General features: G+C 67.8%; 24 protein-coding genes and 1 riboswitch. Of the genes, 4 read left to right on the top strand and 20 right to left on the bottom strand.

All coding sequences use genetic code 11. The features are described from left to right. Positions 1-50: 50 nt before the first annotated feature. From KQ303_RS13365 to ruvB, 13 genes are all read right to left on the bottom strand, one after another. Positions 51-830 carry an ABC transporter permease gene (locus tag KQ303_RS13365; RefSeq protein ID WP_259730678.1) on the bottom strand — a complete coding sequence of 260 codons (780 nt, stop codon included), beginning with the start codon at positions 828-830 and terminating at the stop codon, positions 51-53. Next, the gene (locus KQ303_RS13360; protein WP_255100614.1) at positions 827-1,723 is read right to left on the bottom strand and encodes an ABC transporter permease; all 897 of its coding nucleotides are present in this window, start codon (positions 1,721-1,723) and stop codon (positions 827-829) included. The genes KQ303_RS13365 and KQ303_RS13360 overlap by 4 nt, the downstream gene beginning before the upstream one ends. Beyond that, a complete protein-coding gene (locus KQ303_RS13355) occupies positions 1,701-2,909 on the bottom strand; it encodes a spermidine/putrescine ABC transporter substrate-binding protein (protein ID WP_259730677.1) in 1,209 nt (402 codons plus the stop codon). Before KQ303_RS13355 ends, KQ303_RS13360 begins: the two co-directional genes overlap by 23 nt. Continuing rightward, positions 2,906-3,955, bottom strand: a complete 1,050-nt coding sequence (locus KQ303_RS13350) for an ABC transporter ATP-binding protein (RefSeq protein ID WP_259730676.1) — start codon at positions 3,953-3,955, stop codon at positions 2,906-2,908. The genes KQ303_RS13355 and KQ303_RS13350 overlap by 4 nt, the downstream gene beginning before the upstream one ends. 162 nt (positions 3,956-4,117) lie before the next feature. Beyond that, positions 4,118-5,140, bottom strand: a complete 1,023-nt coding sequence (locus KQ303_RS13345) for an acetylserotonin O-methyltransferase (protein WP_259730675.1) — start codon at positions 5,138-5,140, stop codon at positions 4,118-4,120. 363 nt (positions 5,141-5,503) lie between these two features. Next, a complete protein-coding gene (locus tag KQ303_RS13340; RefSeq protein ID WP_259730674.1) occupies positions 5,504-6,130 on the bottom strand; it encodes a hypothetical protein in 627 nt (208 codons plus the stop codon). An 879-nt stretch (positions 6,131-7,009) separates the two neighbouring features. Continuing rightward, complete coding sequence (locus tag KQ303_RS13335) at positions 7,010-7,504, bottom strand: cupin domain-containing protein (RefSeq protein WP_259730673.1); 495 nt, start codon at positions 7,502-7,504, stop codon at positions 7,010-7,012. 2 nt (positions 7,505-7,506) lie between these two features. Further along, positions 7,507-8,892 carry a phosphomethylpyrimidine synthase ThiC gene (gene thiC / locus KQ303_RS13330; RefSeq protein ID WP_094513674.1) on the bottom strand — a complete coding sequence of 462 codons (1,386 nt, stop codon included), beginning with the start codon at positions 8,890-8,892 and terminating at the stop codon, positions 7,507-7,509. A gap of 93 nt (positions 8,893-8,985) precedes the next feature. Further along, positions 8,986-9,111, bottom strand: a riboswitch (TPP riboswitch). A 50-nt stretch (positions 9,112-9,161) separates the two neighbouring features. Next, the gene (locus tag KQ303_RS13325) at positions 9,162-9,782 is read right to left on the bottom strand and encodes a HEAT repeat domain-containing protein (protein ID WP_094513678.1); all 621 of its coding nucleotides are present in this window, start codon (positions 9,780-9,782) and stop codon (positions 9,162-9,164) included. A gap of 12 nt (positions 9,783-9,794) precedes the next feature. Then, positions 9,795-10,028, bottom strand: coding sequence for a DUF3188 domain-containing protein (locus KQ303_RS13320; protein ID WP_255100608.1), 234 nt, complete (start codon positions 10,026-10,028; stop codon positions 9,795-9,797). Continuing rightward, a complete protein-coding gene (locus KQ303_RS13315; protein WP_259730721.1) occupies positions 10,025-11,161 on the bottom strand; it encodes an amidohydrolase in 1,137 nt (378 codons plus the stop codon). Before KQ303_RS13315 ends, KQ303_RS13320 begins: the two co-directional genes overlap by 4 nt. A 98-nt stretch (positions 11,162-11,259) precedes the next feature. After that, on the bottom strand, positions 11,260-12,006 hold the full coding sequence (locus KQ303_RS13310; protein WP_255100607.1) for a tetratricopeptide repeat protein: 747 nt from the start codon (positions 12,004-12,006) through the stop codon (positions 11,260-11,262). Continuing rightward, positions 12,006-13,139 (bottom strand): Holliday junction branch migration DNA helicase RuvB, encoded by a 1,134-nt coding sequence (gene ruvB / locus KQ303_RS13305; RefSeq protein ID WP_259730672.1) that lies wholly within the window; start codon positions 13,137-13,139, stop codon positions 12,006-12,008. Before ruvB ends, KQ303_RS13310 begins: the two co-directional genes overlap by 1 nt. A gap of 59 nt (positions 13,140-13,198) precedes the next feature. On the opposite strand from ruvB, the gene smpB reads away from it, so the two are divergent. Continuing rightward, positions 13,199-13,696, top strand: coding sequence for an SsrA-binding protein SmpB (gene smpB, locus KQ303_RS13300; RefSeq protein WP_094513691.1), 498 nt, complete (start codon positions 13,199-13,201; stop codon positions 13,694-13,696). A gap of 67 nt (positions 13,697-13,763) precedes the next feature. After that, positions 13,764-14,762: an SIS domain-containing protein gene (locus KQ303_RS13295; RefSeq protein ID WP_259730671.1), complete on the top strand. Its 999-nt coding sequence runs from the start codon at positions 13,764-13,766 to the stop codon at positions 14,760-14,762. A gap of 42 nt (positions 14,763-14,804) precedes the next feature. Here the strand turns inward: KQ303_RS13295 and kdsB are convergent, their stop codons facing one another. From kdsB to KQ303_RS13280, 3 genes are all read right to left on the bottom strand, one after another. Continuing rightward, positions 14,805-15,584, bottom strand: coding sequence for a 3-deoxy-manno-octulosonate cytidylyltransferase (gene kdsB, locus KQ303_RS13290; protein ID WP_259730720.1), 780 nt, complete (start codon positions 15,582-15,584; stop codon positions 14,805-14,807). 112 nt (positions 15,585-15,696) lie between these two features. Further along, positions 15,697-16,167, bottom strand: coding sequence for a diadenosine tetraphosphate hydrolase (locus KQ303_RS13285; protein ID WP_399233799.1), 471 nt, complete (start codon positions 16,165-16,167; stop codon positions 15,697-15,699). Further along, a complete protein-coding gene (locus tag KQ303_RS13280; protein WP_198948310.1) occupies positions 16,158-16,868 on the bottom strand; it encodes a glycosyltransferase in 711 nt (236 codons plus the stop codon). Before KQ303_RS13280 ends, KQ303_RS13285 begins: the two co-directional genes overlap by 10 nt. Before the next feature lie 26 nt (positions 16,869-16,894). Between KQ303_RS13280 and kdsA the strand changes: the two genes are divergently transcribed. Together kdsA and KQ303_RS13270 are read left to right on the top strand one after the other, a co-directional pair. Continuing rightward, the gene (gene kdsA / locus KQ303_RS13275; protein WP_255100603.1) at positions 16,895-17,743 is read left to right on the top strand and encodes a 3-deoxy-8-phosphooctulonate synthase; all 849 of its coding nucleotides are present in this window, start codon (positions 16,895-16,897) and stop codon (positions 17,741-17,743) included. Continuing rightward, positions 17,740-18,366 (top strand): HAD family hydrolase, encoded by a 627-nt coding sequence (locus tag KQ303_RS13270; RefSeq protein WP_259730670.1) that lies wholly within the window; start codon positions 17,740-17,742, stop codon positions 18,364-18,366. Before kdsA ends, KQ303_RS13270 begins: the two co-directional genes overlap by 4 nt. Here KQ303_RS13270 and KQ303_RS13265 read toward each other — a convergent pair. From KQ303_RS13265 to KQ303_RS13250, 4 genes are all read right to left on the bottom strand, one after another. Then, the gene (locus KQ303_RS13265) at positions 18,332-19,603 is read right to left on the bottom strand and encodes a CCA tRNA nucleotidyltransferase (protein ID WP_259730669.1); all 1,272 of its coding nucleotides are present in this window, start codon (positions 19,601-19,603) and stop codon (positions 18,332-18,334) included. The two genes, KQ303_RS13270 and KQ303_RS13265, sit on opposite strands and share 35 nt — an antisense overlap. An 89-nt stretch (positions 19,604-19,692) precedes the next feature. Then, positions 19,693-20,568: a sulfotransferase gene (locus KQ303_RS13260; RefSeq protein ID WP_259730668.1), complete on the bottom strand. Its 876-nt coding sequence runs from the start codon at positions 20,566-20,568 to the stop codon at positions 19,693-19,695. A 119-nt stretch (positions 20,569-20,687) separates the two neighbouring features. Next, positions 20,688-22,217, bottom strand: a complete 1,530-nt coding sequence (locus tag KQ303_RS13255) for a hypothetical protein (RefSeq protein WP_259730667.1) — start codon at positions 22,215-22,217, stop codon at positions 20,688-20,690. Next, complete coding sequence (locus KQ303_RS13250) at positions 22,214-24,631, bottom strand: UvrD-helicase domain-containing protein (RefSeq protein ID WP_259730666.1); 2,418 nt, start codon at positions 24,629-24,631, stop codon at positions 22,214-22,216. The genes KQ303_RS13255 and KQ303_RS13250 overlap by 4 nt, the downstream gene beginning before the upstream one ends. Between the last annotated feature and the right edge of the window lie 5 nt (positions 24,632-24,636).

Raw genomic sequence — 24,636 nt, 5'->3', positions numbered from 1 at the left:
CGGCGTGCAGCTGACCCAAGGTCTTGCGCGGCCAGGCGCCTGTCGCCGAGCTAACCGCGGCGCTGGCGGGGCGGTGAGGCGAGCACCAGCAGCACGGCGCTGACGAGCAGCACCAGGGTGGAGAGCACCTGGATCTGGGGCGAGATCTCGCGCTGAAAGGCACCGGCCAGGTAGAGCGGCAGGGTGACGATCTCGCCGGCAGTGAAGCTGCTGATCACGTAGTCGTCGAAGGAGAGAGAAAAGGAGAGCAGGGTGGCCGCCAGCAGGCCCGGCGCCAGCAGCGGCAGGGTGACCCGGCGGAAGGCCGCCAGCGGTGGAGCGCCCAGGTCCTGCGCGGCGAGCTCGAGCGTGGGGTCGAACCCTGCCAGCCGTGCCTTGAGGGTGAGCGCCGCGTAGCTGAGGCAGAACAGGCTGTGGGACAGCAACAACGTGAGCGGTCCACGGGGCAGATCGACGCGCACGAACAGGGTGAACAGGGCCGTGGCCAGCACGATCTCCGGGTTAGTGAGCGGCAGGGCCAGCAGCAGCTCGATCCAGCGCCCCGCCCGCAGGCGGGCGCGGCTCAGCGCCAGAGCCATCAGCCCGCCCAGCAGCACCGCCAGCAGCGCAGCCGCCAGGGCAAGGCCGAGGCTGGTGAGGAAGGCCTGGGTGAGGGCGACGTTACGCAGCGGATGCCGCCAGTTCTCCAGGGTGAAGCCCTGCCACAGCAGGTTGAAGCGCCCGCGGGGGGCGTTGAAGCTGAACAGCACGGTGACGACCACCGGCGCATACAGCAGGCCATAGGCCAGCACACTCCATACACCCAGCAGCAGCGCACCGGTTCGGTTCATGGCAGCGGCAGATCCTCCACGCCACGGCTGCGCAGCTGCAGCACCACTGCCACCGAGATCAGCGCCATCAGCATGAGCGTCAGGGCCGCCGCCCGGGGCGCCTGCAGTTGCACCAGCAGCAGGTTGTCGATCGTGTTGGCGATCATCCGCTCATTGGGGCCGCCGAGGAACAGCGGATTCACGACATCACCGGCCGCCGGGATCAGGCTCAGCAGCAGGCCGGCTCCCAGCCCCGGCAGCGACAGGGGCCACACCACCCGAACGAAGGAGCGCAGCGGACCGGCATGCAGATCAGCGGCGGCCTCCAGCAGGCGGGGATCGATCCGCTCCATCGCCACCACCAGCGGCAGCACCAGAAACGGCAGCACCCCATTGGTGAGGCCCAGGATCACCGAAGTGGGCGTGTTCAACAGCCGTCCATCACGCAGCACCCCCAGCCCATTGAGCAGCTCGGTGAGCCCAAGGGTGTCCAGCACGCCGAGCACCGGACCGTTGTCCCCGAGCAGGCTGGTCCAGGCAATCGCCCGCACCAGAAAGGACGTGAGTGAGGGCAGCACCACGAGGCCGATCAGCAGCGGTTGCCAGCGGCCGCCATGGAAGCGGATCGCGAAGGCCAGCGGATAGGCCAACACCAGGCCCACGGCCGTGGCCACCAGTGCGTAGCTGAAGGAACGCACCAGGATCGGGCCGTAGGCCTGCAGCACCTCCAGATAGTTCGCCACCCGGCCGGTGAACACCGTGTCGAGGCCGAAGCGGCTGAGCGGCTCCGACAACGACAGGGGCACCAGACCGAGCAGCGGCAGCACATACAGGGCCAGCAGCCACAGCAGGCCCGGGGTCAGCAGCAGCCACGGCCAGTGGCGCCGGAGTTCAGCCCTCGGTGATACGGGCAAAGCGTTCCTCCCAGCGGGCTTCCTCCTGATCGCTGAGCGGCCCGAAGACATGCAGCTTCTTCTGCATGGCCGCATCCGGGAACATCAGCGGGTTGTTTGCCAACGGGGCGGTGGCGGGATCCTTCGCCAGGACCTCGCGCACCCCTTCCACCGGGGAGATGTACTGCACCGCAGCGGCGATGCGTGCCGCTTCCACCGGCTCGTAGACCCAGTTGAGCCAGCGGGCCACCTCCTGCGGGTGGCGCGCGCCCTTGGGCATCAGCATCACGTCGGCCCACAGCACACCGCCGCTGTCCGGCACCAGGAAGCGCAGGTCGGGCTGCTCCATGGAGAGCTGCGCCACATCCCCCGACCAGCCGATGCAGGCGGCCAGGTTTCCGGCCAGCAGATCGGTCTGGTAGTCGTTGCCGGTGAAGCGACGGATCTGGCCGTCCTTGCGGGCCTGCTCCAACCGGTCGAAGGAGGGCTGGGCTGCGGCCCAGGTGGGGCGGGTGATGTCCTGGCCGTCGGCCAGCATCAGCAGGCCCATGGTGTCGCGCATCTCCAGCAGCGCCGACACGCGGCCCTTGAGCGCCGGATCGAACAGATCATCGATGCCACGCAGTTCCTTGCCTGTGGCCTTGATGTTGTAAGCAATGCCGGCGATGCCCGACTGCCAGGGCAGGCTGAAGCGCTGCTCCGGATCCCAGGAGGGCTTGCGCAGGGAGGGGACGAGATTGCGGGCGTTGGGCACCTCCGCCAGCGGCAGCGGCTCCATCCAGCCCAGCCGGATCAGCCGTCCGGCCATCCAGCCGGTGAGCACGATCAGGTCCTGGGCGAGCGGCCGGCCGGCCGCCAGCTGGGGCTGGATGCGGGCGAAGAACTGGCGCACATCATTGACGTCCTCGACGTAGCGCACCTGGATGCCGGTGTCCTTCTGGAAGCGCGCCACACTGCCGGGGGCGCCGGGGGCGTCCACATCGATGTAGAGGGGGAAGTTGGAGATCACCAGCCCCCTGTCCTTGCCGCTGCCGTCGCCGCCGCCCTCGCTCTGGCCGCCGGTGCCGCCGCCACCCCCACCGCCACAGGCCTGCAGCAGCGGCGGTGTGAGCGCCACCCCCGCAGCCGTCAGGCCCAGCTGGCGCAGAAAGACCCGGCGGCTGCGGGCGGACGGGGTGGAGCGGGAGGGGGTGAACGGACGGGTCATGGGCGGCTGGGCGGCTGGAGGGCGTGGCTGTCGGCGGGGTTCCACCGGCACCAGAGCTCGGTGCCGATGGAGAGATCGTCCGGCAGGCCGGCGCTGGTATCGATCGCGATCAGCGGCAGATCATCGGCACAGCGCAGACGCACCTCCACCGTGGCTCCCTGAAAGGCGAGTTCGCGCACCCGCGCCCGCAGTCCCCGCTCCCCTTCCCCCGGCGGGGACGCGCTGAGCCGCAGGCGCTCGGGCCGCAGCAGCCGCACACCCTCCCCGGCACCGGTGGGCAGCAGGTTGGCGGCGCCCAGGAAGGTGGCCACCACGGCGCTGGTGGGGCGTTCATAGAGCTCCCGCGGCGTGCCCACCTGCTCGAGCCGGCCGCGGTGCAGCACCGCCAGCCGGTCGCTCAGGCTGAGGGCTTCTTCCCGGTCGTGGGTGACCAGCAGGAAGGTGATGCCCACCTCCCGCTGGATGCGCTTGAGCTCGGAGCGCATGGTGCGGCGCAGATCGGGATCGAGTGCCGCCAGCGGCTCATCCAGCAGCAGGGCAGCCGGGGCGTTCACCAGCGCCCGCGCCAGCGCCACCCGCTGCTGCTGGCCGCCGGAGAGCTGGTGAGGCCGGCGCCGGGCCAGCTCCGTGAGCCGCACCACCTCCAGCGCTTCGCCCACCCGGCGGCGGATCTCCGGCTCCGGCCGGCGCAGCGAACGGGGCCCGAAAGCCACGTTGTCCCAGACGCTGAGGTGCGGGAACAGGGCGTAGTTCTGGAAGACCAGATTCACCGGCCGCCGGTGAGGCGGCGCCTGGGTGAGGTCCTGGCCCTGCAGCAGGATCCGGCCCGCCTGGGGGCGCTCGAAACCGGCGATCAGGCGCAGGGTGGTGGTCTTGCCGCAGCCGGAGGGGCCCAGCAGGGAGAAGAACTCGCCGGCAGCGATCGACAGGCTGAGGTCGTCGAGGGCGGCCTGATCGCCGTAGCGATGGCTCACATGGCGCAGCGCGATCGCCTCGGCGGAGAGGGCCGCGACGCGGCCGCTCTCCAGGACGGGCTGCGTGAGCACAGAGGAAGTGCGAATGGGCCCCCTTTTAGCAATGTCCAGCCCGCTGTGATGTCCACCAGCAGCTGGCATGAGCAGTTGAACAGATGGCGCCGGGATGCGGCAGCGGAGCCAGCCGTTCAGACAGGTGCGACAGGCCATGGCAGACCTGGGGCCCCAGGTGGACTACTTGATCGCCACCACCATCGAATCAGGCCCCACGAGGGGTTCCACCCGGGTGGAGGTGAAGCCCGCCTCCCGCATCCAGCCGGTGCAATCGGCGCCGGTGTAATCAAAGCCGCCGGGTGTTTCGATGAGCATGTTGAGGCTCATCATCAGACCGAAGGCATTCTGCGAGCGGTCGTCGTCGATGATGGCCTCGTAGACGATCAGGGCACCGCCGGGCGGGAGTGCGTCGTAGGCCTTGGAGATCAGCATCTGCTTAGTGGCGAGATCCCAGTCGTGCAGGATGTGCCCCATCAGCACCACATCGGCCTGAGGCAAGGCCTGCTGAAAGAAGTCACCCGGCTGGAAGCTGAGGCGATCTGCCACTCCAGCCGCGGCGACATACTCCTCGAACAGCGGCGCCACCTGCGGCAGATCAAAGCCGATGCCCCGCAGGTGTGGGTTGGCGAGGGCGATCTGGGTAGCGAGATCCCCCTGTGCCGTGCCCACATCCACGAATGTGCGTGCGGTCTGCCAGGGGTAGTGGCGGGCGATCGCCATGTTGGCCCCCCGGCTGATGCCGGTCATGGAGGAGAGGAATTCCTTCAGCCGGGCCGGGTCGCTGTAGAGCGTTTCAAACAGCCCCGTGCCGCCGTTGCGCAACTCGTTCTGCGGCGCGCCCGTGCGCAACGCTTCGGTGAGGTGACCCCAGAAGGGATAGAGGCGATGGTTCGCCATCTCAAGAATGCCGCCCAGGTAGGTGGGCTTGTGGGGATCGAGAAAGAGATCGCTGTCTGGAGTATTGGCATAGCCGGCCGGGCCACGGCTGAGGAAGCCGAGGGCCACCAGCGCATCGAGAAAGTCGCGCGCCGCACGCGGATGCAGACCAAGGCGCTCGCTGAGACCCTCGAAAGGTTCCGGACCATCCGCCAGCGCACGAAACACACCGATCTCGATGGCGCTGAGCAATGTTTTCGAGGCCCAGAACGCCAGGCCGGTCTGCAGGATCTTGTCCGGGGTGGGTTGCTCAGGCACGCAGGTCACCAGATGTTGAAGGGGGGTCGCAGCAGCGGCCGTGGTTGAGGGTTGACGCCTCTGACAGCGGTTCGCCGCGGTGCAAGCCCGGCGAACCGCAGCGTCGCTGACGGCGGCAGGGGCACTGGAGCCTAAAAGAGGAAGGGTCTGTGGCTGAATCACGCCTTGGCTGAATCACCCTGCCGGCCGTGGCCGAGGGGGCCGGGCGTGGTCCATGTGGCACCCAACCCGCCCGGACAGAAAGAAGGCGTGCTGGGCACTCTGCGATCAGCCACGCCCGAGGCCGTGAGCGTTCCAGGAACAGCTGGGACTCCTGCAACCACGCTGATGGGCAGGAACAGTGGCCAATCAGGGGCGCCAGCACGTGCGCGCCTAAAACTCCAGCCGGAGCGACAGCAGCAGCAGAGCAGCCGCCGCACCCACCAGGAGGCCGGGGAAACCACCGGCAACCAGCCCTGCCACAACCATGAGCACCGCGAACAGAATTTGAACCCTGCGCAGATCACGATTGAGTTGCCTGGTTGAATCCTGGAGCAACCGCCTGCGGGCGATCCGATTCAGACGGCTCCTCTCACGCTGTTCAAACAGATTGTTCGTGCTGGAACTGGACAAGGCTGCCTGCCTCCTCTCCTGCAGCCATCGGGCCTGTTGAGTGAACAGCTGACGGCGGCAGGCCTCAACACTGGCTGTGTGCGCAAGCTGCTCGCCATTGCTGCTGGCGGCGCTACGCGCGCTGTGGAGAGCGGGGCTCTCGGGAATCCCGGCAGGTGCCGCAGGAATGAATGAGGCTGCAGGGCTGGAAGATGTTGCAGAGCTGGAATCAGCAGGGAGCGGCGTGGAATCGGAAGCCTCAGGTTCCGCTGGGTTGGACTGTGTCTTGGGGTTTGGACTGAGCGGTTCGCTTGGCTGTTCCCGATGAGACATATTGAAGTCGGGAACCCACCAGCGCGGAACATCGGTCCCCCACTTCATGCGTCTATTGCGATCCTCCGCGGTCATCTCGGGAACAGACGCTGTTATAGACAGCTGCAAAGACTCAAGAGCTTATAGCAGAAGCAGCAGCAATTCAAGTCAACGCAGGTCGCCGCCTGCTGGCAATCTCAGAGGAAACTCCGCAAGCCGCAAGAAGGGCTGGGGCCCGAAGGGAATTGGCTTCACTTGTCTATGGGCTTACAGACAAGAACGGGGCCAAGAGACTGGTGCTTGAAGTCCAGGAAACCATTGGAAAGCGTTTCGGGTCTCCTTTCGCAACCCCGCGAGGCTCAACGGAGAGGCAGCCCCAGTCAGATCTCGGCCACGGTTCGCCATGCCGGACCACTGAAAGACGTCGGCCCAAAGAGTTCACCCCGAATCGCTAGGCGTCTGCAGACATGACCAACAGCTTTATGAGCCCAAAGCCAGAAGCATGGAGTATGGAGTATGGAGTATGGAGTATGGAGTGTTTAACCAGTCAGAAAACACCAGCCCTAGCCGGGTGCAATGAACAAGAAGTATTCAGCAACGAGCAATGAGTGATGGGATATGGGTGATGGGTGATCAGACATGAGCAATCAGAGAAGCACCTTGGAGATGGCGAACGGGAAAGACAAGACAAACAGAACGATCAATTCAGGCCTCTGCGCAGAAACAAGGCTGCCCTTGTGGGCGGGGATGATAATGCAGGGCACCAATCAAGCCTGAACCATCACAAACGAAAGCGGAAAACAGGACCCATCCACAACCGCAGGGACAGGACCGCCAAGCGCGGAAAAGCTGACGAGATAGCCCATCAGGGCGGTGAGGCGGACCTATCGGCGGAGGCGAATGGCTTGAAGCCGTGCCGGCAGAGGCGACCACATGGGTGTCCCTTCAGCTGGAGACAAACAGCTGGATGTCTCGTCAGGTGGAGGCGAACACCTTGAGCAATGACGCCGCCTGGGGGAAGGATTGCCCGAGGACCTCCAGCTCCATCCGCTCAACCTCCTCCGGCATCACCCGACCCCACACGGCCGTGCCCAGCAGCGCGTAGCCAAAGGAGCCTCCGGGGGCCACCCGTCCGGCATGGAATGTGCCACCTGGAATGGCCAGCTGGGGCCGCTCACCAGACGCCAGGTCGCTGCCGACCTGCGCGATCGAGGCATGGCCTTCGGGCGACAACAGCAGCACTTGCAGCGGGTCTCCCAGGTGGTGGTGATACACCTGGTCGTGGCGGATGCGGTGCAGCTGGATGCCCCGGTCCGGGCTGGCAAGAAAGTAGAGGGTGCCGCCTGGAATCTCCCGGGCCACGAAGCTCTCGGCCACCCTGCCGCAGGTGCGATGGGGCTCCAGCCCGAGCCAGGCAATCACCTGCTCGGCGCTGGGTGGCTGGACCCCTTTCGGGCCGTGGCCGGGCAACTTCAGACCCCTACCGGCTGGCCGGCGGCCGCCTGGGCCTTCAGCACGTCTTCGAGGCCGGCGAGATCCTCATCGGTGATCTTGGTCTGCATCGGGCAGTGCTTGGGACCGCACATTGAGCAGAACTCCGCCTGCTTGTAGATGTCGGCCGGCAGGGTTTCGTCGTGGTACTCGCGGGCGCGCTCGGGATCGAGCGAGAGCTCGAACTGGCGGTTCCAGTCGAAGGCGTAGCGGGCACGGCTGAGTTCGTCGTCGCGATCGCGGGCGCCGGGGCGGTGGCGGGCGATGTCGGCGGCGTGGGCGGCGATCTTGTAGGCGATCAGGCCCTCACGCACATCCTCGGCATTGGGCAGGCCCAGGTGCTCCTTCGGGGTGACGTAGCAGAGCATGGCCGTGCCGTGCCAGCCGGCCAGGGCGGCACCGATCGCGCTGGTGATGTGGTCGTAGCCAGGGGCAATGTCCGTCACCAGCGGGCCGAGCACATAGAAGGGCGCTTCGCTGCACTCCTCCATCTGCTTCTTGACGTTGAACTCGATCTGGTCCATCGGCACGTGGCCGGGGCCCTCCACCATCACCTGGATGTCGTGCTCCCAGGCGCGACGGGTGAGCTGGCCGAGGGTTTTCAGCTCCGCCAGCTGGGCGGCATCGGAGGCATCGTGCTGACAGCCCGGCCGCAACGAATCGCCCAACGAGAAACTGCAGTCGTAACGCTTGAAGATCTCGATGATGTCGTCGAAGCGGGTGAACAGCGGGTTCTGCTTGTGGTGGTAAAGCATCCACTGGGCCAGGATGCCGCCGCCGCGGCTCACGATCCCCGTGAGGCGGCCCTTCACCAGCGGCAGGTGCTCGATCAGCAGACCGGCGTGGATGGTCTGGTAATCGACGCCCTGCTGGCAGTGCTTCTCGATGATGTGCAGAAAATCATCGGCATCAAGCTTCTCGATCGAGCCGTGCACACTTTCCAGCGCCTGATACACCGGCACGGTGCCGATCGGCACGGTGGAGGCGTTGATGATCGCCGTGCGCACCTCGTCGAGATTGACGCCGCCGGTGGAGAGATCCATCACCGTGTCGGCGCCGTACTTCACCGCCAACCGCAGTTTCGCTACCTCTTCCTCGAGGTCGGAGGCATTGGGGGAAGCGCCGATGTTGGCGTTCACCTTGCACCTGGAGGCGATGCCGATCGCCATCGGCTCGAGATTGGTGTGGTTGATGTTGGCGGGGATGATCATGCGGCCCCGGGCCACCTCCTCCATCACCAGGGATTCGGGCAGGTTCTCCCGCTTGGCCACGTAAGCCATCTCCTCGGTGATCACACCCTGGCGGGCGTAATGCATCTGCGACACGTTGGCGTCGCCGCGACGCTTCTCAATCCAGGCGCTGCGCATGATCGACTCGAGAAATGGGGCGTTCGGACCGGGTCGCTGGGAAGCGAGGACACAACTCCGGAACCGGGCGCCACCGGGACCGATCGGACCGCGGTTGCATTCGGGACACTTCCCTGCGCCGGCATGACCCGGATCAGGTTCGGAGGGTGTGATCTCAGCCGAGGCCCAGGCGCACTTCCGGTGGGAAGCAGGCTCGGGGCGGCACCCCTAGTGACCGATCAAAGCTAGCAAGGGTGCCTGCGAATGCCGGAGTTCAGCACAGAACCCATTCAGGGCTGCAGTCCGTTGAGGGCGGCCGCCACCACCCGGTGGTCGGGGTCGTTCTGCAGACCGCGCAACAGCGCCCGCACCGCTTCAGCACCCTCGGCCGGCGCCGCTTCATGCGCCAGCCGGCCGAGGATTTCGGCGCCACCCACCCGCACCGAGCTGTCGGGATCGGCGATCGCCATGCGCGCCAGCTCCAGCAGCGGTTCAAACCCCATCACCGCCTGCTCGGCCAGGGCCGAGAGGATGCTGCAGCGCACCAGCCACTGGTCGTCGGCGGCGAAGGCCTCGCGCAGCAGCGGCCAGGCCTGCTCGGCGCCATAGCTGGCCAGGGCGTTGGCGGCCTCCGCCCGCACGTTGGCGTCGTCGTCGTGGCGCAGGGCCCGCTGCAGCGCCTCCCAGCCCGCCGCACTGCGCTTCACGCCCAGGCCGGCGCAGCTGAGCGAGCGCACGATGAAGGGTTCCTGCTCCAGGCCGAGCAGCAGCAGCGGGATTGCCACCTCGCTTTCCACGCCCCGCAGCCCCGCCAGGGCCGGCATCGCCTGCACCGGATCACCGGAGGCGATGGCGGCGCGCAGGGCGTCCGCATCCAGCGGCGGCTTGCTGTCGGAAGAGGAATCGGCCATGGCTCCACCCTGTCACGGAGGGGGAGGAAATGACTGCACCTGCCGGAGGCATTCCCGCACCACCCGGCGGCGACGACGGCGGCGCAGGCTGCTGCTCACCAGCAGGCCGCTGCCGATCAGCAGCGCCGGCAGACCCTGCACCCGCTGGATTCCCTGACGCGACACGATGCTGATCAGCGCCAGCAGGATCAGCAGCGGCGCCGACAGCGCCAGCAACGCGCGGAGTGTGCGGTCGCGGGCGCTCACACCCGGCGCTCCATCCAGAGCAGCAGGCTGAGCGTGAGCACCTGCACGCCGACGGCGATCGCCCCTTCGTCAGGGTCGAAGCCGCCGTTGTGGAGGGCCGCGCAACCCTCGGGCCCGGCCACCCCCAGCCGGAACATGGTGCCCGGCGCAGCGGTGAGCAGCTCGGCGAAATCCTCCGCCCCCAGGGACGGCTGCTCCAGCCGCCGCACCTGCGGCCGATCGAGCAGCGCCAGGGCCGCCTCCTCCACCAGCTCGGTGAGCGCCGGATCGTTGTGCACCGGCGGCGAGATGCAGCGATAGCGCACCCGCGCCTCGCCGCCGTAGCCGCGGCAGATGGCATGCACCGTGTCCTCGATCCAGCCGGGCAGTTCGGCGTGCACCTCGGTGTCGAGGCAGCGCACCGTGCCCAGCAGGCGCACATGGTCGGCGATCACGTTGAAGGCCTTGCCCCCCTCGATCTTGCCGAAGCTCACCACCACCGGCTGCAGCGCATCCAGCCGCCGGCTGATCGCCTCCTGCAGACCGCTCACCACCCGGGCCGCGATCCAGATCGCATCGGTGGACTGGTGCGGCCGGGCGCCGTGGCCGCCTTCGCCCAGCACCTCCACTTCCAGCTCGCCCGCCGCGGCCGTGAGGCTGCCGCTGCGCACGCCGATGCTGCCCACCGGCAGGCTTGGGAACACATGCACGCCGAACAGGGCCTGCACCCCCTCCATGGCGCCGTCGGCCAGCATCCAGGCCGCCCCCTGGGCGATTTCCTCGGCCGGCTGAAACAGCAGCCGCACCCGGGCCGTGAGCCGCGGGGCGAGGGGCGCCAGCAACCGCGCCACCCCCAGGCCGATCGCGGTGTGCATGTCGTGCCCACAGGCGTGCATCAGCCCCTGATGGCAGGAGGCGAAGGGCAGGCCCGTGCGCTCCTCCACCGGCAGCGCGTCCATGTCGACCCGCAGAGCCAGCAGTGGCGCCGCTTCAGGGCCAAGCTCCGCGACCACGCCGGTGCGGCCCACCCCTTCGCGCACGTCCCACCCCAGCAGCCGCAGCTCACCTGCCACCAGGGCGGCGGTCTGGTGTTCCGCCCCGCTCAGCTCCGGGTGGGCATGGATGTGGCGGCGCAGCCCGATCAGCTCCGGCATCGCCTGCTGCAGAGCCGCCTCCAGCTCAAACTGCTGCCAGAGCGTCAGCGGCGCGACCGGCAGGCTGGACAGGGACGGACGCGTTGACGCGGCAGGGCTCATCGACGGGCCAGTTGCAGAAAATCCTGAAGAGCGTGCACCGGCAGGGGAGGCCAGCGCCGTATCTGCAGGAGCCATTCTGGCTGCCGGTAGCGGGGGTCGAGGCCGGAAGCCGCCGCCCAGTTGCTCTCCGCCTCCCCCGAAGCACCGCGTTGCCAGAGCACAGCCGTGAGGCCGGCGCGGGCATCGGCGAACAGCGGGTAGCGGCGAATCAGCAGGCGCAGCTCCCGCTCAGCCGCCGCCCCATCCCCCTGCTGGAAGGCCGCCAGGGCGGCGCTGGAGCGGGCCATCGCAAAGCCCGGCCGGGCCAGATCAGCCGCTTCGAAGCAGCGGCGCGCCTGGTCCCAGTGTCCCTGGGAGCCGCGGACATTGCCGAGGTTGTAGAGCGCCGCCGCATCGGCCGGATCGTTCTGCAGGATCGCCTCGTAGTCGGCGGCGGCCAGGTCCCACTGCTGCAGGGACTCCTCGGCGATGCCCCGGTTCAGGTAGGGGTCGGCGCTGCCGGGTTCCAGCGCGATCGCGCGGTTCTGGTCGCTGATCGCGCCCTGCGGATCCCCCATCGCCAGCCGCACGTTGCCGCGGTTGCTCCAGGCGGAGGCATCGCCGGGCAGCTGCTCCACCACCTGATCCCACAGGGGCAGGGCCTCACCGAAGCGCCCGTCGCGGCTGGCGCTCAGGGCCGCATCGAACAGCTGGGGCACACTCATTTGCGCGGCCAGCAGCACCGCCAGCAGGGTGGCGAGCATCAGGCCGCCTCCGGCCAGGCGAGGTGTTCACGGGCGGCGGCGGTGGCGATGCGGCCGCGCGGGGTGCGCTGCAGGAAGCCCAGCTGCAGCAGGAAGGGCTCCACCACCGTTTCCAGCGTGACCGGGTCTTCGCCCAGGCCGGCAGCCAGGGTCTCGAGGCCTACCGGGCCACCGCCGTAGCCCTCCAACAGCAACTGCAGCAACCGGCGGTCGCTGGCATCAAGGCCGCGGGCATCCACGCGGTGCAGGGTGAGGGCTTCAGCCACCAGCGCCGCATCGATGCAGGCGTGGCCGCGCACGCTCGCCACATCCCGGACGCGACGCAGCAGGCGGTTGGCGATCCGGGGGGTGCCGCGGCAGCGGCGGGCCACCTCGATCGCGGCATCGCCCGCGAGCTCCAGCTTCAGCAGGCCGGCGGCCCGCTCCACGATCGCCTGGAGATCGGGCAGGTCATAGAACTCCAGCCGCTGGATGAGCCCGAAGCGATCACGCAGGGGCGAACTCAACGCTCCCGCCCGGGTGGTGGCCCCCACCAGCGTGAACGGCGCCAGCGGCACGGCGCGGGTGCGGGCCGTGGTGCCCTTGCCCACGGTGAGATCCAGCCGGCAGTCCTCCATGGCGGGGTAGAGCAGTTCTTCAGCCACTCGGTTGAGCCGGTGGATCTCATCGATGAACAGCAGGTCGCGCGGCTGCAGGTTCATCAGCAGCCCGACGATGTCGCGCGGGCGTTCCAGCGCCGGCGCACTGGTGATGCGGCAGCGCACGCCCAGCTCCTCGGCCAGCACCAGGGCCATGGTGGTCTTGCCGAGGCCGGGGGGGCCATACAGGAGAACGTGATCGAGCGCATCGCCGCGGTTGCGTGTGGCCTCCACCGCGATCGCGAGCACCTGCTTGAGCTCCCGCTGGCCGATGTACTCGCCGAGCCGGCGCGGGCGGAGCGTGTCCTCGCGCAGCAGCCGCGGGGCTTCGGCTGTGCCGCTCAGCTCAGCGGCGTCAGCCCTGTCGAGGCCTGCGGCGGGGTCCAGGGCGCTGTCATACGGATGGGGCTGCGCATCCACCAGGCGTCTGGAGCCCAGGCGACTGGAGCCCTTGCCAGAGGCTCGATCGGACGGGCCGGAGGACACGATCGCCATGGCAGGAGCGTAGGGAGGACCGGGCCTGCTTAGGGTCGAGCCTGAGGCCGGGGGTGGCAATGGCGAAGGCAGCGGGAAAGAAAGCCGCGCGGGCAGCCCGTGATGCGGCCAACCGCCTGCTGGCCGACAACCGCTTCGCCCGTCACCAGTACGAGATTCTCGAAACGCTGGAAACCGGCCTGGAGCTGGTGGGCACCGAGGTGAAGTCGATCCGGGCTGGCAAAGCCAACCTGCGCGACGGCTTCTGCCTGATCCGCCAAGGGGAACTGCAGCTGCACAACGTGCACATCTCGCCCCACAGCCACGCCGGCGCCTATTTCAACCACGAGCCGCTGCGCACCCGCAAGCTGCTGGCCCACCGCCGCGAGATCGACAGGCTGCGCATCGCCATCGATCAGAAGGGGCTGACGCTCATCCCCCTGAACCTGCACCTCAAGGGCTCATGGATCAAGCTCACGCTCGGCCTGGCCAAGGGCCGCAAGCTGCACGACAAACGCCAGGAGGAGCGCCGCAAGGACGCCGACAGAGAAGTGCGCGCGGCATTGACCCGCGGCTGAACCCGGCCATCGCCCCGGGCCCGGTGGCACGCCATACAGTCGCCACGCCCCATCGCCAGCAGCTGCCATGTCGGCATTGACCCGCTGCCTGCAGGAAGAGGCCGCCGCGATCGCCGCTGCCGCAGGCCGGATCGAAAGCCGCCAGGTGGATGCAGCCCTGGCGATGCTGGACCGCTGCGCCGACCAACGGGCCAAGCTCGTGATCACGGGGGTAGGCAAGAGCGGCATCGTGGCCCGCAAGATCGCGGCCACCTTCTCCTCGATCGGGCTGATGTCGCTGTACCTCAACCCGCTCGATGCCCTGCACGGAGACCTGGGTGTGGTGGCCCCGCAGGACGTGGCGCTGCTGCTCTCCAACAGCGGCGAAACCGGCGAACTGCTCGAAATCCTTCCCCACCTGCGCCGTCGTGGCACCGGCCGCATCGCCCTGGTGGGAAAACTGCAGTCGAGCCTGGCCCGCGGCTGCGATGTCGTGCTCGATGCCTCGGTGGACCGAGAGGTCTGCCCGCTCAATCTGGCCCCCACCGCCAGCACGGCGGTGGCGATGGCGATCGGCGATGCCCTGGCCGCCGTGTGGATGGAGCGGCGCGGCATCTCCCCGGCCGACTTCGCCCTCAACCATCCGGCCGGTGCGCTCGGCAAACAGCTCACGCTCACAGTGGCCGATCTGATGCTGCCCACCACCCAGCTGCATCCGCTTGAGGAAAGCGACAGCCTCAGCGCCGTGATCGCCCTGCTCACGCGCGATGGTGCCGGGGCCTGCTGGGTGCGCCGCAGCGGCGCGCCGCAGCAGCTGGCGGGCCTGATCACCGACGGCGACCTGCGCCGGGCCCTGGAGCAGAACGCCGCGTCCGGATGGGCTGAGCTGTGCGCCAGTCAGCTGATGACGGCCGATCCGATCACGGTGGGGCCGGGCATGCTGGCGGTGGAAGCGTTGGAACGCATGGAGCGCAACAGCCGCAAGCCGATCGGCGTGCTGCCCGTGCTCGACGACGCGGGAACCATGCTGGGCCTGCTGCGACTCCACGACCTGATCCAGGCGGGGCTGAGCCCCAGCTTGAGCTGAAGGTGTGGCCGCATGGCGTCCTGCAGAGTGGGAGGGGCCCGCTCAGGCGGCAGCCAGGCGGCGGGCCTGCTCCAGCTGGGCGGCGGTGTCGACCGAGAGGAAATCACCCTCCACCGGGAAGGTGCCCACCGTGAGGCCCGCCTCGATCAGCCGCAGCTGCTCCAGCTTCTCGGTGTGTTCCAGCGGTGAGTGGGGCAAGGCATTCCAGCGGGCCAGCACGTCGGCGCGGTAGCCGTAGATGCCTACATGGCCCCAGTAGGGCGCATGGGCGTGCCAGTGCTGCGGATCCTCACCGCGTACGTGCGGGATGGCGGAGCGGGAGAAGTAGAGAGCTCGGCCGTCGGCAGCCAGCAGCGTCTTGACCACATTGGGGTCGTGGATCTTCTCCGGCGGCATTCGGTAGATCGGGGTGAGCACCTGCGGCGTGGGCATGCGCCGCTCAAACTCCAGTGCCATCGCATCGATCACGGCCGGATCAATGAACGGCTGATCCCCCTGCACATTGATGATCACGCTGCGGGCCGCGGCCAAGGCGCCGCCCGTGGCCCCCGCCCGGGCAATCAGGGCCTCCACCACCGAGGCGAGCCGCTCGCTGCCGGAGCTGCAGCTGGCGCTGGTCATCAGCACCGGAAATCCCCAGCCCTCGGCCGCCGCCCGCAGCACCTCGCTGTCGGTGCAGAGCACCACGGCATCAGGCCGCTGCGCCAGGCGGCAACGCAGCAGCACCCGCTGCAGCATCGGCTGGCCGCCGATGTCGGCCATCACCTTGTTGGGCAGGCGGGACGACTCCAGCCGCGCCGGCACGGCCACCACGCAGGCCAGCGCCGGTGGGCTGGCGAGGGCGGCAGGCTCCGGCGCCGAGGCGCCACCACCGTGCTGCCGATCGCTCAAGCCACTGCCCGTCATCTGCTGCCAAGACCCTGGTGGCGGGAGCCTATTCCCACAGCGCCGTGAGGCTGCGGGCCTGCCGCACCAGCGCTTCCACCCGCTCCGGCGCCGCCGCTGGCCGGGCGCCGGCCTCCATCTGCCGGTACACATCCGCCACCCGCCAGGCAGCGGTGTCGGGGTCGGCGACATGGCGGGGGATCAGGTGCGCGTGCAGGTGCCGGGCCCCCTCCCCGAAAGCGATCACATAGACGCGCTCGCAGCCGGTGAGCTGGCGCACCAGGGCACTGCAGCGCTGCAACATCGGCCCGAAGCCCGCCGCCTCCGCGGCCGTGAAGGCGGCCGGGCCATCGAGGTGGCGGACCGCATCGAGCAGCAGCCAGCCCGGCAGCGGCGCCGGTGTGGGGTGGTGCCGCAGCAGCCACAGGGGCTGGCGCAGGATCTCGTACCGGGCGATCGCCTCCGGCTCGGCGTGCAGACGGCAGACGCCACAAGCGGCGGCCACTTCGCTCAATCCCACAGACGCATGGCGTCGTCGCGGGCGGCATACCAGCGGGCGGCCAGGGGCCCGCCCATCGTGCGGCATTCACGGAACCAGGGGCCGCCCAGGGTCCAGTGCAGCAGGGCGGCACCGCCCGGCTCCGGCGCCAGCGGCGGCGGCGCCTGCACATCGACGAGATGGTTCCAGCGGTCGGGCAGGGCGCCGATCTCGTGATCCCCCGCCAGCCAGTGGAAGCGGTGCAGATCGAGGCCGGAGGCGGTGTTGACGTACTCGGGGGTGAGCGCGGTGCAGCGGCTGGTGTTGAACAGCATCAACGAACTCCAGTTTTTCTTCGGATAGGCCGATTGCCGCTCACCGAGAAACTTCACGGTTTCGCCAGGAACGTGATCGTGCTGCACGCACATCACCGCGAAGCGATCATCCCGCAGGGCCCAGAGTTCAGTGATGTCACTGAGACACAACATGTCGCAGTCCATGAAAATCGCCCAGCCCTGATAGCCGCACAGCTGCGGCACGAGGAAGCGGGTGAACGAAAAGGCCGTGCTTTGCCTGGGATCCCGCTGGCGCCAGTACAACCCCTGGCACTCCAGCTGCGGCGTCTCGAGTGGTGTGATCGCCAGCGTTTGTGTGCTGGTCTGATACAGACTGTCGATCAACACATTGGTGGCCGCCCGCTCGCGCGGATCGACACCGATGAAAATGGGGATGGGCCTACTCATTGGGGTGAGCATATGTCCCGGCTCCCGTGAGCCATGCTGAGGGCACCTGCACGCGGTGGACCGTGAGTTTCATCCTGATCGCCGGCCCCTGTGTGATCGAAAGCCCGGAACTTGTGTTCGAGGTGGCCGAGCGGGTCAAGGCCATCACCGAGCGGCTCGGCATCACCTATGTGTTCAAGGCCAGCTTCGACAAGGCCAACCGCAGCTCCGGCGGCTCCTTCCGTGGCCCCGGCGTGGCCGAGGGCCTGGAGGTGCTGGCGGAAGTGAAGCGCCGCACCGGGCTGCCTCTGCTCACCGACATTCACGAAAGCCAGCAGGCCGCTCCAGTGGCCGCCGTGGTGGACGTGCTGCAGATTCCCGCCTTCCTCTGCCGTCAGACCGATCTGCTGCTGGCCGCCGCTGACGCCGTTCGCGGCACCGGCAAGACGATCAACGTGAAGAAAGGCCAGTTCCTCGCCCCCTGGGACATGGCGCAGGTGGTGACCAAACTGCGCGAGGCCGGCGTGGAGAAGCTCTGGCTCACCGAGCGGGGCTCCAGCTTCGGATACAACACCCTGGTGGTGGACTACCGCGGCCTGCCCCAGCTGCGGGCGCTCGGCTGCCCGGTGATCTTCGATGCCACCCACTCGGTGCAGCAGCCCGGTGGTCGTGGCAGCAGCAGCGGCGGCCAGCGTGAATACGTGGCGCCGCTGGCGCGCGCCGCCGTGGCCGTGGGGGTGGACGGCCTGTTCATGGAGGTGCATCCCGACCCGGAGAATGCCCTCAGCGACGGGCCCAACATGGTGCCGCTGCATCGCCTCGAACCCCTGCTGGAGCAGTTGCTGGCGATCCGCGCCCCGCTGCAGCAGCGCCCTGAAGCGGTCAGCACGCTGTGAATGGCGGCTGGCTGGCCCGCGGCCGCAGCCGGCTGGCGGCGCGGCGCTGCCGCGATCGGCTGCGGCAGCTGAAGCTGCTGGTGCTGGATGTGGACGGGGTGCTCACCGATGGCGGCCTCTGGACCACCGAGAGCGGTGAGGTGATCAAACGCTTCGATGTGCGCGACGGGCTGGGCATCCGCCTGCTGCAGCAGGCCGGGCTGGAGGTGGCCCTGCTGAGCGGCGGCAAGAGCGGTGCCACCGAGCAGCGGGCCCGCTACCTGGGCGTGCAGCACTGCCTCACCGGCGTGAAGGACAAACCCGCCGCCCTGGCGGCCCTGCAGCTGCAGCTGGGGCTGACCCCCGCCGCCACGGCCTTCGTGGGCGACGACCTCAACGACCTGCCGGTGCGGCCGGTGGTGGCGCTGCTGCTGTGCCCCGCCGACGCGGCGGCCCCCCTGCGACGCCACTGCGACTGGGTGCTGCCGCGGCTGGGCGGGGACGGGGCCGTGCGCCTAGTGGCGGAGGCGATCCTGCAGGCGCAGGGGCGCTGGCAGGCGCTGGCCGGCGCAGGCTGGCTGGACCGCAACGACGGAGGCGCAGCAACGCTCACCACCGCTCCCGGTCGAGCCGCTCGGCCCTGAGGGCACGCAGGCGCTCGCCCAACGCTGGCCCCTGGGTCAGGCCCGTGGCCAGCAGCTCCGCCGCCGTGCAGGGGGGCGGCAGCTGGCGCCAGCGCAGCAGCCAGCGCAGCAGTCCGCGGCGCAACGCCAGCCCAGGGGCGGGAGCGGCCGGCCCCGCGCCGCAGGCCAGGGCCAGCACCACGGAGTCGAGCGGCAGGCCCTTGCGCTCCAGCCGCTGGCTCAGCGCCGCCGGCGAGCGCGGCAGGGAGCCGCTGGGCAGGCGTTGCAGGCCCCGCAGTGCCTGCAGGCTGCGTTCTGGCAGTTGCAGGCGCTGCGCGGGCGGCAGCGGATCCTGGAGCGCAGCCAGCAGGGCCAGCAGCCGCCACGGGCCCGGCGACCAGCCTGGTAGATCCGCTGCCGCCCGCAGCCGGTCGGCCCAGCGCAGCCGCCGCCGCCAGCTGCTGTCGCCCTGCAGACCCGGGGCCAGCAGCGCCAGCCCCTGCCAGCCCTGCAGCAGCTGCAGGGCCTGCGGCCAGGGTTCGCGGCCCAGCAGCAGCTCCAGTTCCCGCCGCAGGCGCGTGCCCAGCGAGGGCACCGTGCCCGCCGCCGGCCAGGGCCAGCGGGCCAGGGTGTCGGTCCACTGCCGGAGGCTGCCGGGCGCCAGGTCCATGCCCAGGCGGGCGCCATAACGGGCCGCCCGCACCAGCCGGGTCGGGTCGTCGCTGAGGCTGCCGGCGTGGAGGAAACGCAGCCGCCGCGCGGCCAGATCCGCCAGACCGTCGTGGGGATCGAGCAGGGCGCCATCGGCAAGCACCAGCGCCATGGCGTTGATGCTCAGGTCGCGGCGGGCCAGGTCGTCGTCGAGGGAGCCGAAAAACACCGTGGGGTTAGCACCTGGATGGGGGTAGCGCTCGCCGCGTGCCGTGGCCAGATCCAGCACCACCCCATCGATCTCAAGCTCGGCGGTGCCGTAGGCCGGATGCAGCTGACAGAAGCCCAGCCCCGCTCCCGGTGTGCCCCGCAGGCGCTCCACCACCCGGTGGGCCGCCGGCGGTCCCGCCGCTTCACTGCCTTCTTCCACCACCAGATCGAGATCGGGCAGGCCACGCCAGGGGTCGTTGTGGACGCGGTGCAGCAGCAGATCCCGCACCGCACCGCCCACCAGAGCCACCCGCAGCGGCGCTGCGGCGCGCACCACCGTGGCCAGCACCCGCTGCACGGGGGGATCGAGCGCGTCGAGCAGCGAAAGGCCGGGCATGGGGGGAAAGCGATTGTTCTGAGTGAAGCGACGCCAGCCTTGTCCATCAGCACTTCACTGCACCGCGAAGGCGCGAACGCCTCATGTGATCACATCAAGCCACCGGGATCGACCAGATCATTGGAATAAACGAGCCGCCGGTTCATGCCCTGCCATCCCGGCAGCAGCAAGGCCAGATGGACAGGCAGAAAGGGGCTGTTGAGCCAGGCGGCGTCGTAGCGGATGCGGGCGCTTTTCACTGGATCAAAACGCATGTGATTGCCGCTGAGGATGTGGCTGCCGGTGGAAGGGCCCGGCATGAGCATCGCCGGCTCAAAGCTCAGATCAAGCCAGTGGCACAGGCGGGTGAGCGCAGCTTCGGGGGCCAGAGCCAGCTCCTCATAGCCCAGGAGAAACACAGGCTTGCCCGCCGTTTGCAGGCGCCGCTCGAGCTGGCCGTTGACACGGCGCCAGCGGACCAGCGACCGCCAGCCACTGGCCACCTGGCGCCGGGGGCGGCGTGCGATCGCGTGAACCCAGGAGCGCACATCGCGGACCAGAAACAGCACCCGGATTTCCATGCCAAGCGCCGCATCAGGCAGGGTCAGCAACTCCAGATCCGACTGAAACGAGTCGACCATCCAGCGCAGTGGCTCGGCGAGGGCTTGCTCTTGAGCATGCGCCACCAAACGCTGCCACTTTTGAGCCAGCGGCAGGTGATCGTGAGCCGGTAGCCACTCCAGAAGCGGCCCCCAGACCGGGCATTGCGCCGCGATACAACCGCAGGTGCAGCGACGTTCGTTGCGCAGTTCGCGCCGCAGCCTGGCCGGACCACCGCCTTCCTCACCGGGCGCAGGCCTACGCAACAGGCGCACCGCCTCGCCGAAGCCCTGCACCTGGGGATGGGCACCGAGCGCCAAATCAAGAAGGGTGGTACCGCTGTGGCCCAATCCACGGATGAGCAGCAGCTTCGGGCGAGTCGTCATCACTGGGAAGTGCGTAGCGTTCGGGAAACACGCTGTGGGAAGTGAAACAATCGATCCCGTGTCGATGCTGGGATCAAAGCTTATCCACACGCATACCTATAGACGCCAGGCATCTGAAATCATTCATTGCGGTGTTTTGACTGGACACATTGCCGAAGCCCAAAAGACTGCGGCTGCACATGTGAACCTTCTGGCATCACAATGAAGGTACTTAATGCTGTGAATTGGCGAGGCTCCCAACACGATGCTCCTGAATGGGCCGCAAGCAGTGGCTGAATCAACTCTTGATCCCCGTGCAGACCAACAAAAGGCAGCATGACAGCAGAAAAACCATTCACTCCCTCGGGATCAACACGCTGCAAAGGAATGGAATCAAAATAGGGCACCAGCCTATGCTTTTTAGCAGAAACGCTTGTGCACCCTTGCCGACAAACCCCTGTTTCACCAATAAAGCGAGCCAAATGCTTGTAGTTCTGAAGGGGATAAATCTTGGCAGAAAGCACTTCCTGGGAGTGCCAGAAATGCATGCTAATAATAATAGCAAAGACACACACTGTTGCTCGTCTTACATAAGGACTACCTGAGGCAATCAGACGTTGCCCCACATCCCCCAAAGCGAGGGCGAAGCAAGGGAGAAGCACAATAAAATATCGTTCAACAGCGAGTGGCTTAACCAGATCGATCAAACTGATGAGCCCTAAAAATGCCGCCGCTCCAGACAACAACCAACAGGCTTCACTGGAACCACGAACACTATCCCTTAGCTGAAGCCCTCTGTCTTTATCTCTTGATCGCCGCTGGCTTCCAAACGCTGAAATCAGCATGGCGAGCACGATCCCGATCACTGCAGCAGGAAAGGCTGGAAAGGCTCCATTCATCGCGGTGCTGAACACACCGATGACCGGCTGAGACACAATCCAGCTGGTTCTTCCACCACCTGCGCCACCGACCAAGACATGAAGCAACGGCCAAGCAAAGAGTGCCGGCAGAAGAGCTAGGCCCCAGCGACGACGACCAAGACATGGCGCCCCTCTCAGGACATCCAGCACCAGGAGCGTGAGGGCGTAGAACAAGCCGAAGTAATGACTAAGAGAAAGCAGCAGCAGGGAAAAGATAAAACAAAGGCGCAGAGCGTTAACTCTTGGCAGGTGAACCGAAGGCCCTTGCTGCTGAGACCGCCAGAGTATGGTCATGACCCCCACTGAGACTGTGGCAAAAAGCAGAGTCCAGGAATAAGGTCGAACTTCCTGGGCATAAAGACTGAAGAGGGGGCTTGTTCCGAGGAACAGGATCGCGATGATCTGGCGGGCGAAACCGCCGTTTTGCGTGGTCCATGCAATGGCGATCAGGCTCAGCCAGGCAGGAATCAGGCTCAGAAAGCGGGTCGGGATTTCACCAGATCCAAACATGCCGACCCACAGCCGCAGCAGGGTCAGATGAAGGGGGGGATGGGTATCAGGAAGGATCCATTCCTTGAACAAGACATGCCATGAGGAAGCATTGGCAGCCCCAATGGAGAACAATTCATCGTGCCAGTAAGAGTACGCTTGAAACACGCCCCTCGAGCAGAGGAGTATCAGTAAAAGCAGAACGACCAGCAAGATCCGGCGTTGTTGCTTGATCTCCGTTGGATAGCGGCTCTCCTTCACCGCGGCTTGATCGGCGCCAGCCGGGGATCGAGGATCTTGGCGCTCATACCCTCGAACTTCACCGCGATCGAGATCTTCTCACCGCTGCCGAACAGGTGGGTGATGATCCCGTCGCCGAAGCTGGCATGGTGCAGGGTGTCACCTACCGCCCAGAGCCGCGCCGGGGCGCGGTGGCGCACGGCATTGGCCTGCTCAGCAGAACCACCGCCGTCAGCAGCGCCGCCCCCGGCCCGTTGTGCGCTGCGCGGGTTGTCGTCCCGGTCGATGCGGGTGAGCCGGTCGAGCCGCTGCTCACGGCGCAGCGCCGCACCACCGCTGCGGGGCACATCGCCCTGCACCAGCTCCGGCGGCAGCTCCGAGAGAAACACCGACGGCACCGCCGGCTCGCGCATGCCGCCCCACAGCCGCCGCTCGCTGGCATGGGAGAGGAACAGCCGCTCCTTGGCGCGGGTGATGCCCACATAACAGAGGCGCCGCTCCTCCTCCAGGGCAGCGGGATCCTCCAGGGAGCGATAGCTGGGGAACAGCCCCTGCTCCAGCCCCACCAGGCACACCACCGGAAACTCCAGCCCCTTGCTGGCGTGCAGGGTCATCAGAGTGACGCGATCGGACTCGGTGTCCTTGCTGTCGGCGTCGCTGGCCAGGGCGGCGGACGCAAGGAAACCCTCCAGCGAGCCCTCCTCGTTCTCCTCCTGGTATTGCAGGGCCGCGTTCACCAGTTCCTGCAGGTTGCGCCGCCGCTCCTCCGCCTCATCGGTGCCCTCACTGATCAGTTCAGCCACATAGCCGCTCTGCTCCATCACCCGCTGCACCAGCTCCGATGGGGGGGCGTCCTGCGCGCGGCGGCTCAGGTCGCCGATCAGCTCGGCGAACTGCAGCAGCCCCTTCGCCGAGCGGCCCGCCAGCGAGCGCACCGCCTCGGGGTCGTTCACCACCTCCCACAGCGGCAGACCCAGCTGGCTGGCGGCATCGCTGAGGCGCTGCACGGTGGTCTTGCCGATGCCGCGGCGCGGCACATTCATCACCCGCAGCAGGCTGACGCTGTCCGCCGGGTTGACCAGCAGCCGCAGGTAGGCGAGCACATCCTTGATCTCGCGCCGGTCGTAGAAGCGCAGTCCCCCCACCACGATGTAGGGGAGGCCCCAGCGCACCAGGGATTCCTCCATCGCCCGGCTCTGGGCGTTGGTGCGATACAGCACGGCCATGTCGCCCCAGCGCAGCTCCGGGTGGGCCGCCTCGAGCATGCGCAGGCGGTGCACCACCGCCTCGGCCTCGGCGATCTCGTCGTCGCAGCGGGTGACCACGATCGGCTCCCCCTCGCCGCGGGTGGGGCGCAGCACCTTGTCGATGCGCTCGCTGTTGTGGGCGATCAGGGCGTTGGCCGCCTCCAGGATCGTGGCGGTGGAGCGGTAGTTCTCCTCCAGCTTCACCATCGTGCGGGTGGCCTCGTCGCTGGCCTTGTCGCCGAAGTCGTCCTGGAAGCCCATCAGGATCGTGAAATCGGCGGCGCGGAAGCTGTAGATGCTCTGATCCGCATCCCCCACCACGAACACCGAGCGCTGGCCCCAGTCGTCGAACTGCTCGGGGTCGCGGCCGCCCGTGACCAGCAGCTTGATCAGGTCGTACTGGGTGCGGTTGGTGTCCTGGTATTCATCCACCAGCACGTGGCGGAAACGGCCGTGCCAGTAGTGCCGCACCTGCTCGTTGGTCTGCAGCAGCTGCACCGGCAGCAGCAGCAGGTCGTCGAAGTCGAGGGCGTTGTTGGCCGCCAGGGCGCGGCGGTAGCGGCGGTACACATCCGCCACCATCTTTCCCCGCTGCCCCTGCTGCTCCTGCTCCAGCTGCTCGGGCAGCCAGCCCTGGTTCTTGGCGTTGCTGATCGCCCAGCGCACCTTCTTGGGCTCGAAGCGCTTGGGATCGAGCCCCAGCTCCTGGGTGACGATCTCCTTCACCAGGGTCTGGGCGTCGCCCTCGTCGTAGATGGAGAACTGGCGGGTCCAGGTGAGTCCTTCGGGATCCCGGTACTTGTCGATGTCGAAGCGCAGCAGCCGCGCGAACAGGGCGTGGAAGGTGCCGATCCACAGCTCCTTGGTGATCTCCCGGTAGATGCGGGTGCGCAGCTGACGCTGCTGCACCGGCGAGAGGGTGCTCAGCGGCTGGCCGAACTGGCTGGTGGCGAGCCGCTGGGCCAGCAGCAGCTCCAGCCGCTCCTTCATCTCCCGCGCCGCCTTGTTGGTGAAGGTGACGGCCAGGAGCTGGTGCGGATCGACGCCGTGATGGCCGATCAGGTGGGCGATGCGGTGCGTGAGCGCGCGCGTCTTGCCGCTGCCGGCACCGGCCACCACCAGCAGCGGGCCGTTGTGGTGGTCCACCGCCCGGCGCTGGGCGTCGTTGAGGCCGGCTAGGAAGCTCACGGATT

The organism is Synechococcus sp. CS-1333, assembly GCF_025128015.1.
Classification (GTDB): domain Bacteria; phylum Cyanobacteriota; class Cyanobacteriia; order PCC-6307; family Cyanobiaceae; genus MW101C3.
The sequence above is the reverse complement of the archived record's forward strand: the minus strand, read 5'-3'. Positions and strand labels throughout refer to the sequence as shown.

Excerpts from the sequence above, each read along its gene's own strand:
- KQ303_RS13295 (WP_259730671.1), top strand. The coding sequence starts at position 13,764 with ATGTCGGCATTGACCCGCTGCCTGCAGGAAGAGGCCGCCGCGATCGCC.
- KQ303_RS13340 (WP_259730674.1), bottom strand. The coding sequence starts at position 6,130 with ATGACCGCGGAGGATCGCAATAGACGCATGAAGTGGGGGACCGATGTT.
- ruvB (WP_259730672.1), bottom strand. The coding sequence starts at position 13,139 with ATGGCGATCGTGTCCTCCGGCCCGTCCGATCGAGCCTCTGGCAAGGGC.
- KQ303_RS13315 (WP_259730721.1), bottom strand. The coding sequence starts at position 11,161 with ATGCCGGAGCTGATCGGGCTGCGCCGCCACATCCATGCCCACCCGGAG.
- thiC (WP_094513674.1), bottom strand. The coding sequence starts at position 8,892 with ATGCGCAGCGCCTGGATTGAGAAGCGTCGCGGCGACGCCAACGTGTCG.
- smpB (WP_094513691.1), top strand. The coding sequence starts at position 13,199 with ATGGCGAAGGCAGCGGGAAAGAAAGCCGCGCGGGCAGCCCGTGATGCG.
- KQ303_RS13355 (WP_259730677.1), bottom strand. The coding sequence starts at position 2,909 with ATGACCCGTCCGTTCACCCCCTCCCGCTCCACCCCGTCCGCCCGCAGC.
- KQ303_RS13265 (WP_259730669.1), bottom strand. The coding sequence starts at position 19,603 with ATGCCCGGCCTTTCGCTGCTCGACGCGCTCGATCCCCCCGTGCAGCGG.
- KQ303_RS13260 (WP_259730668.1), bottom strand. The coding sequence starts at position 20,568 with ATGACGACTCGCCCGAAGCTGCTGCTCATCCGTGGATTGGGCCACAGC.
- KQ303_RS13280 (WP_198948310.1), bottom strand. The coding sequence starts at position 16,868 with ATGAGTAGGCCCATCCCCATTTTCATCGGTGTCGATCCGCGCGAGCGG.
- KQ303_RS13325 (WP_094513678.1), bottom strand. The coding sequence starts at position 9,782 with ATGGCCGATTCCTCTTCCGACAGCAAGCCGCCGCTGGATGCGGACGCC.
- KQ303_RS13310 (WP_255100607.1), bottom strand. The coding sequence starts at position 12,006 with ATGCTCGCCACCCTGCTGGCGGTGCTGCTGGCCGCGCAAATGAGTGTG.
- KQ303_RS13365 (WP_259730678.1), bottom strand. The coding sequence starts at position 830 with ATGAACCGAACCGGTGCGCTGCTGCTGGGTGTATGGAGTGTGCTGGCC.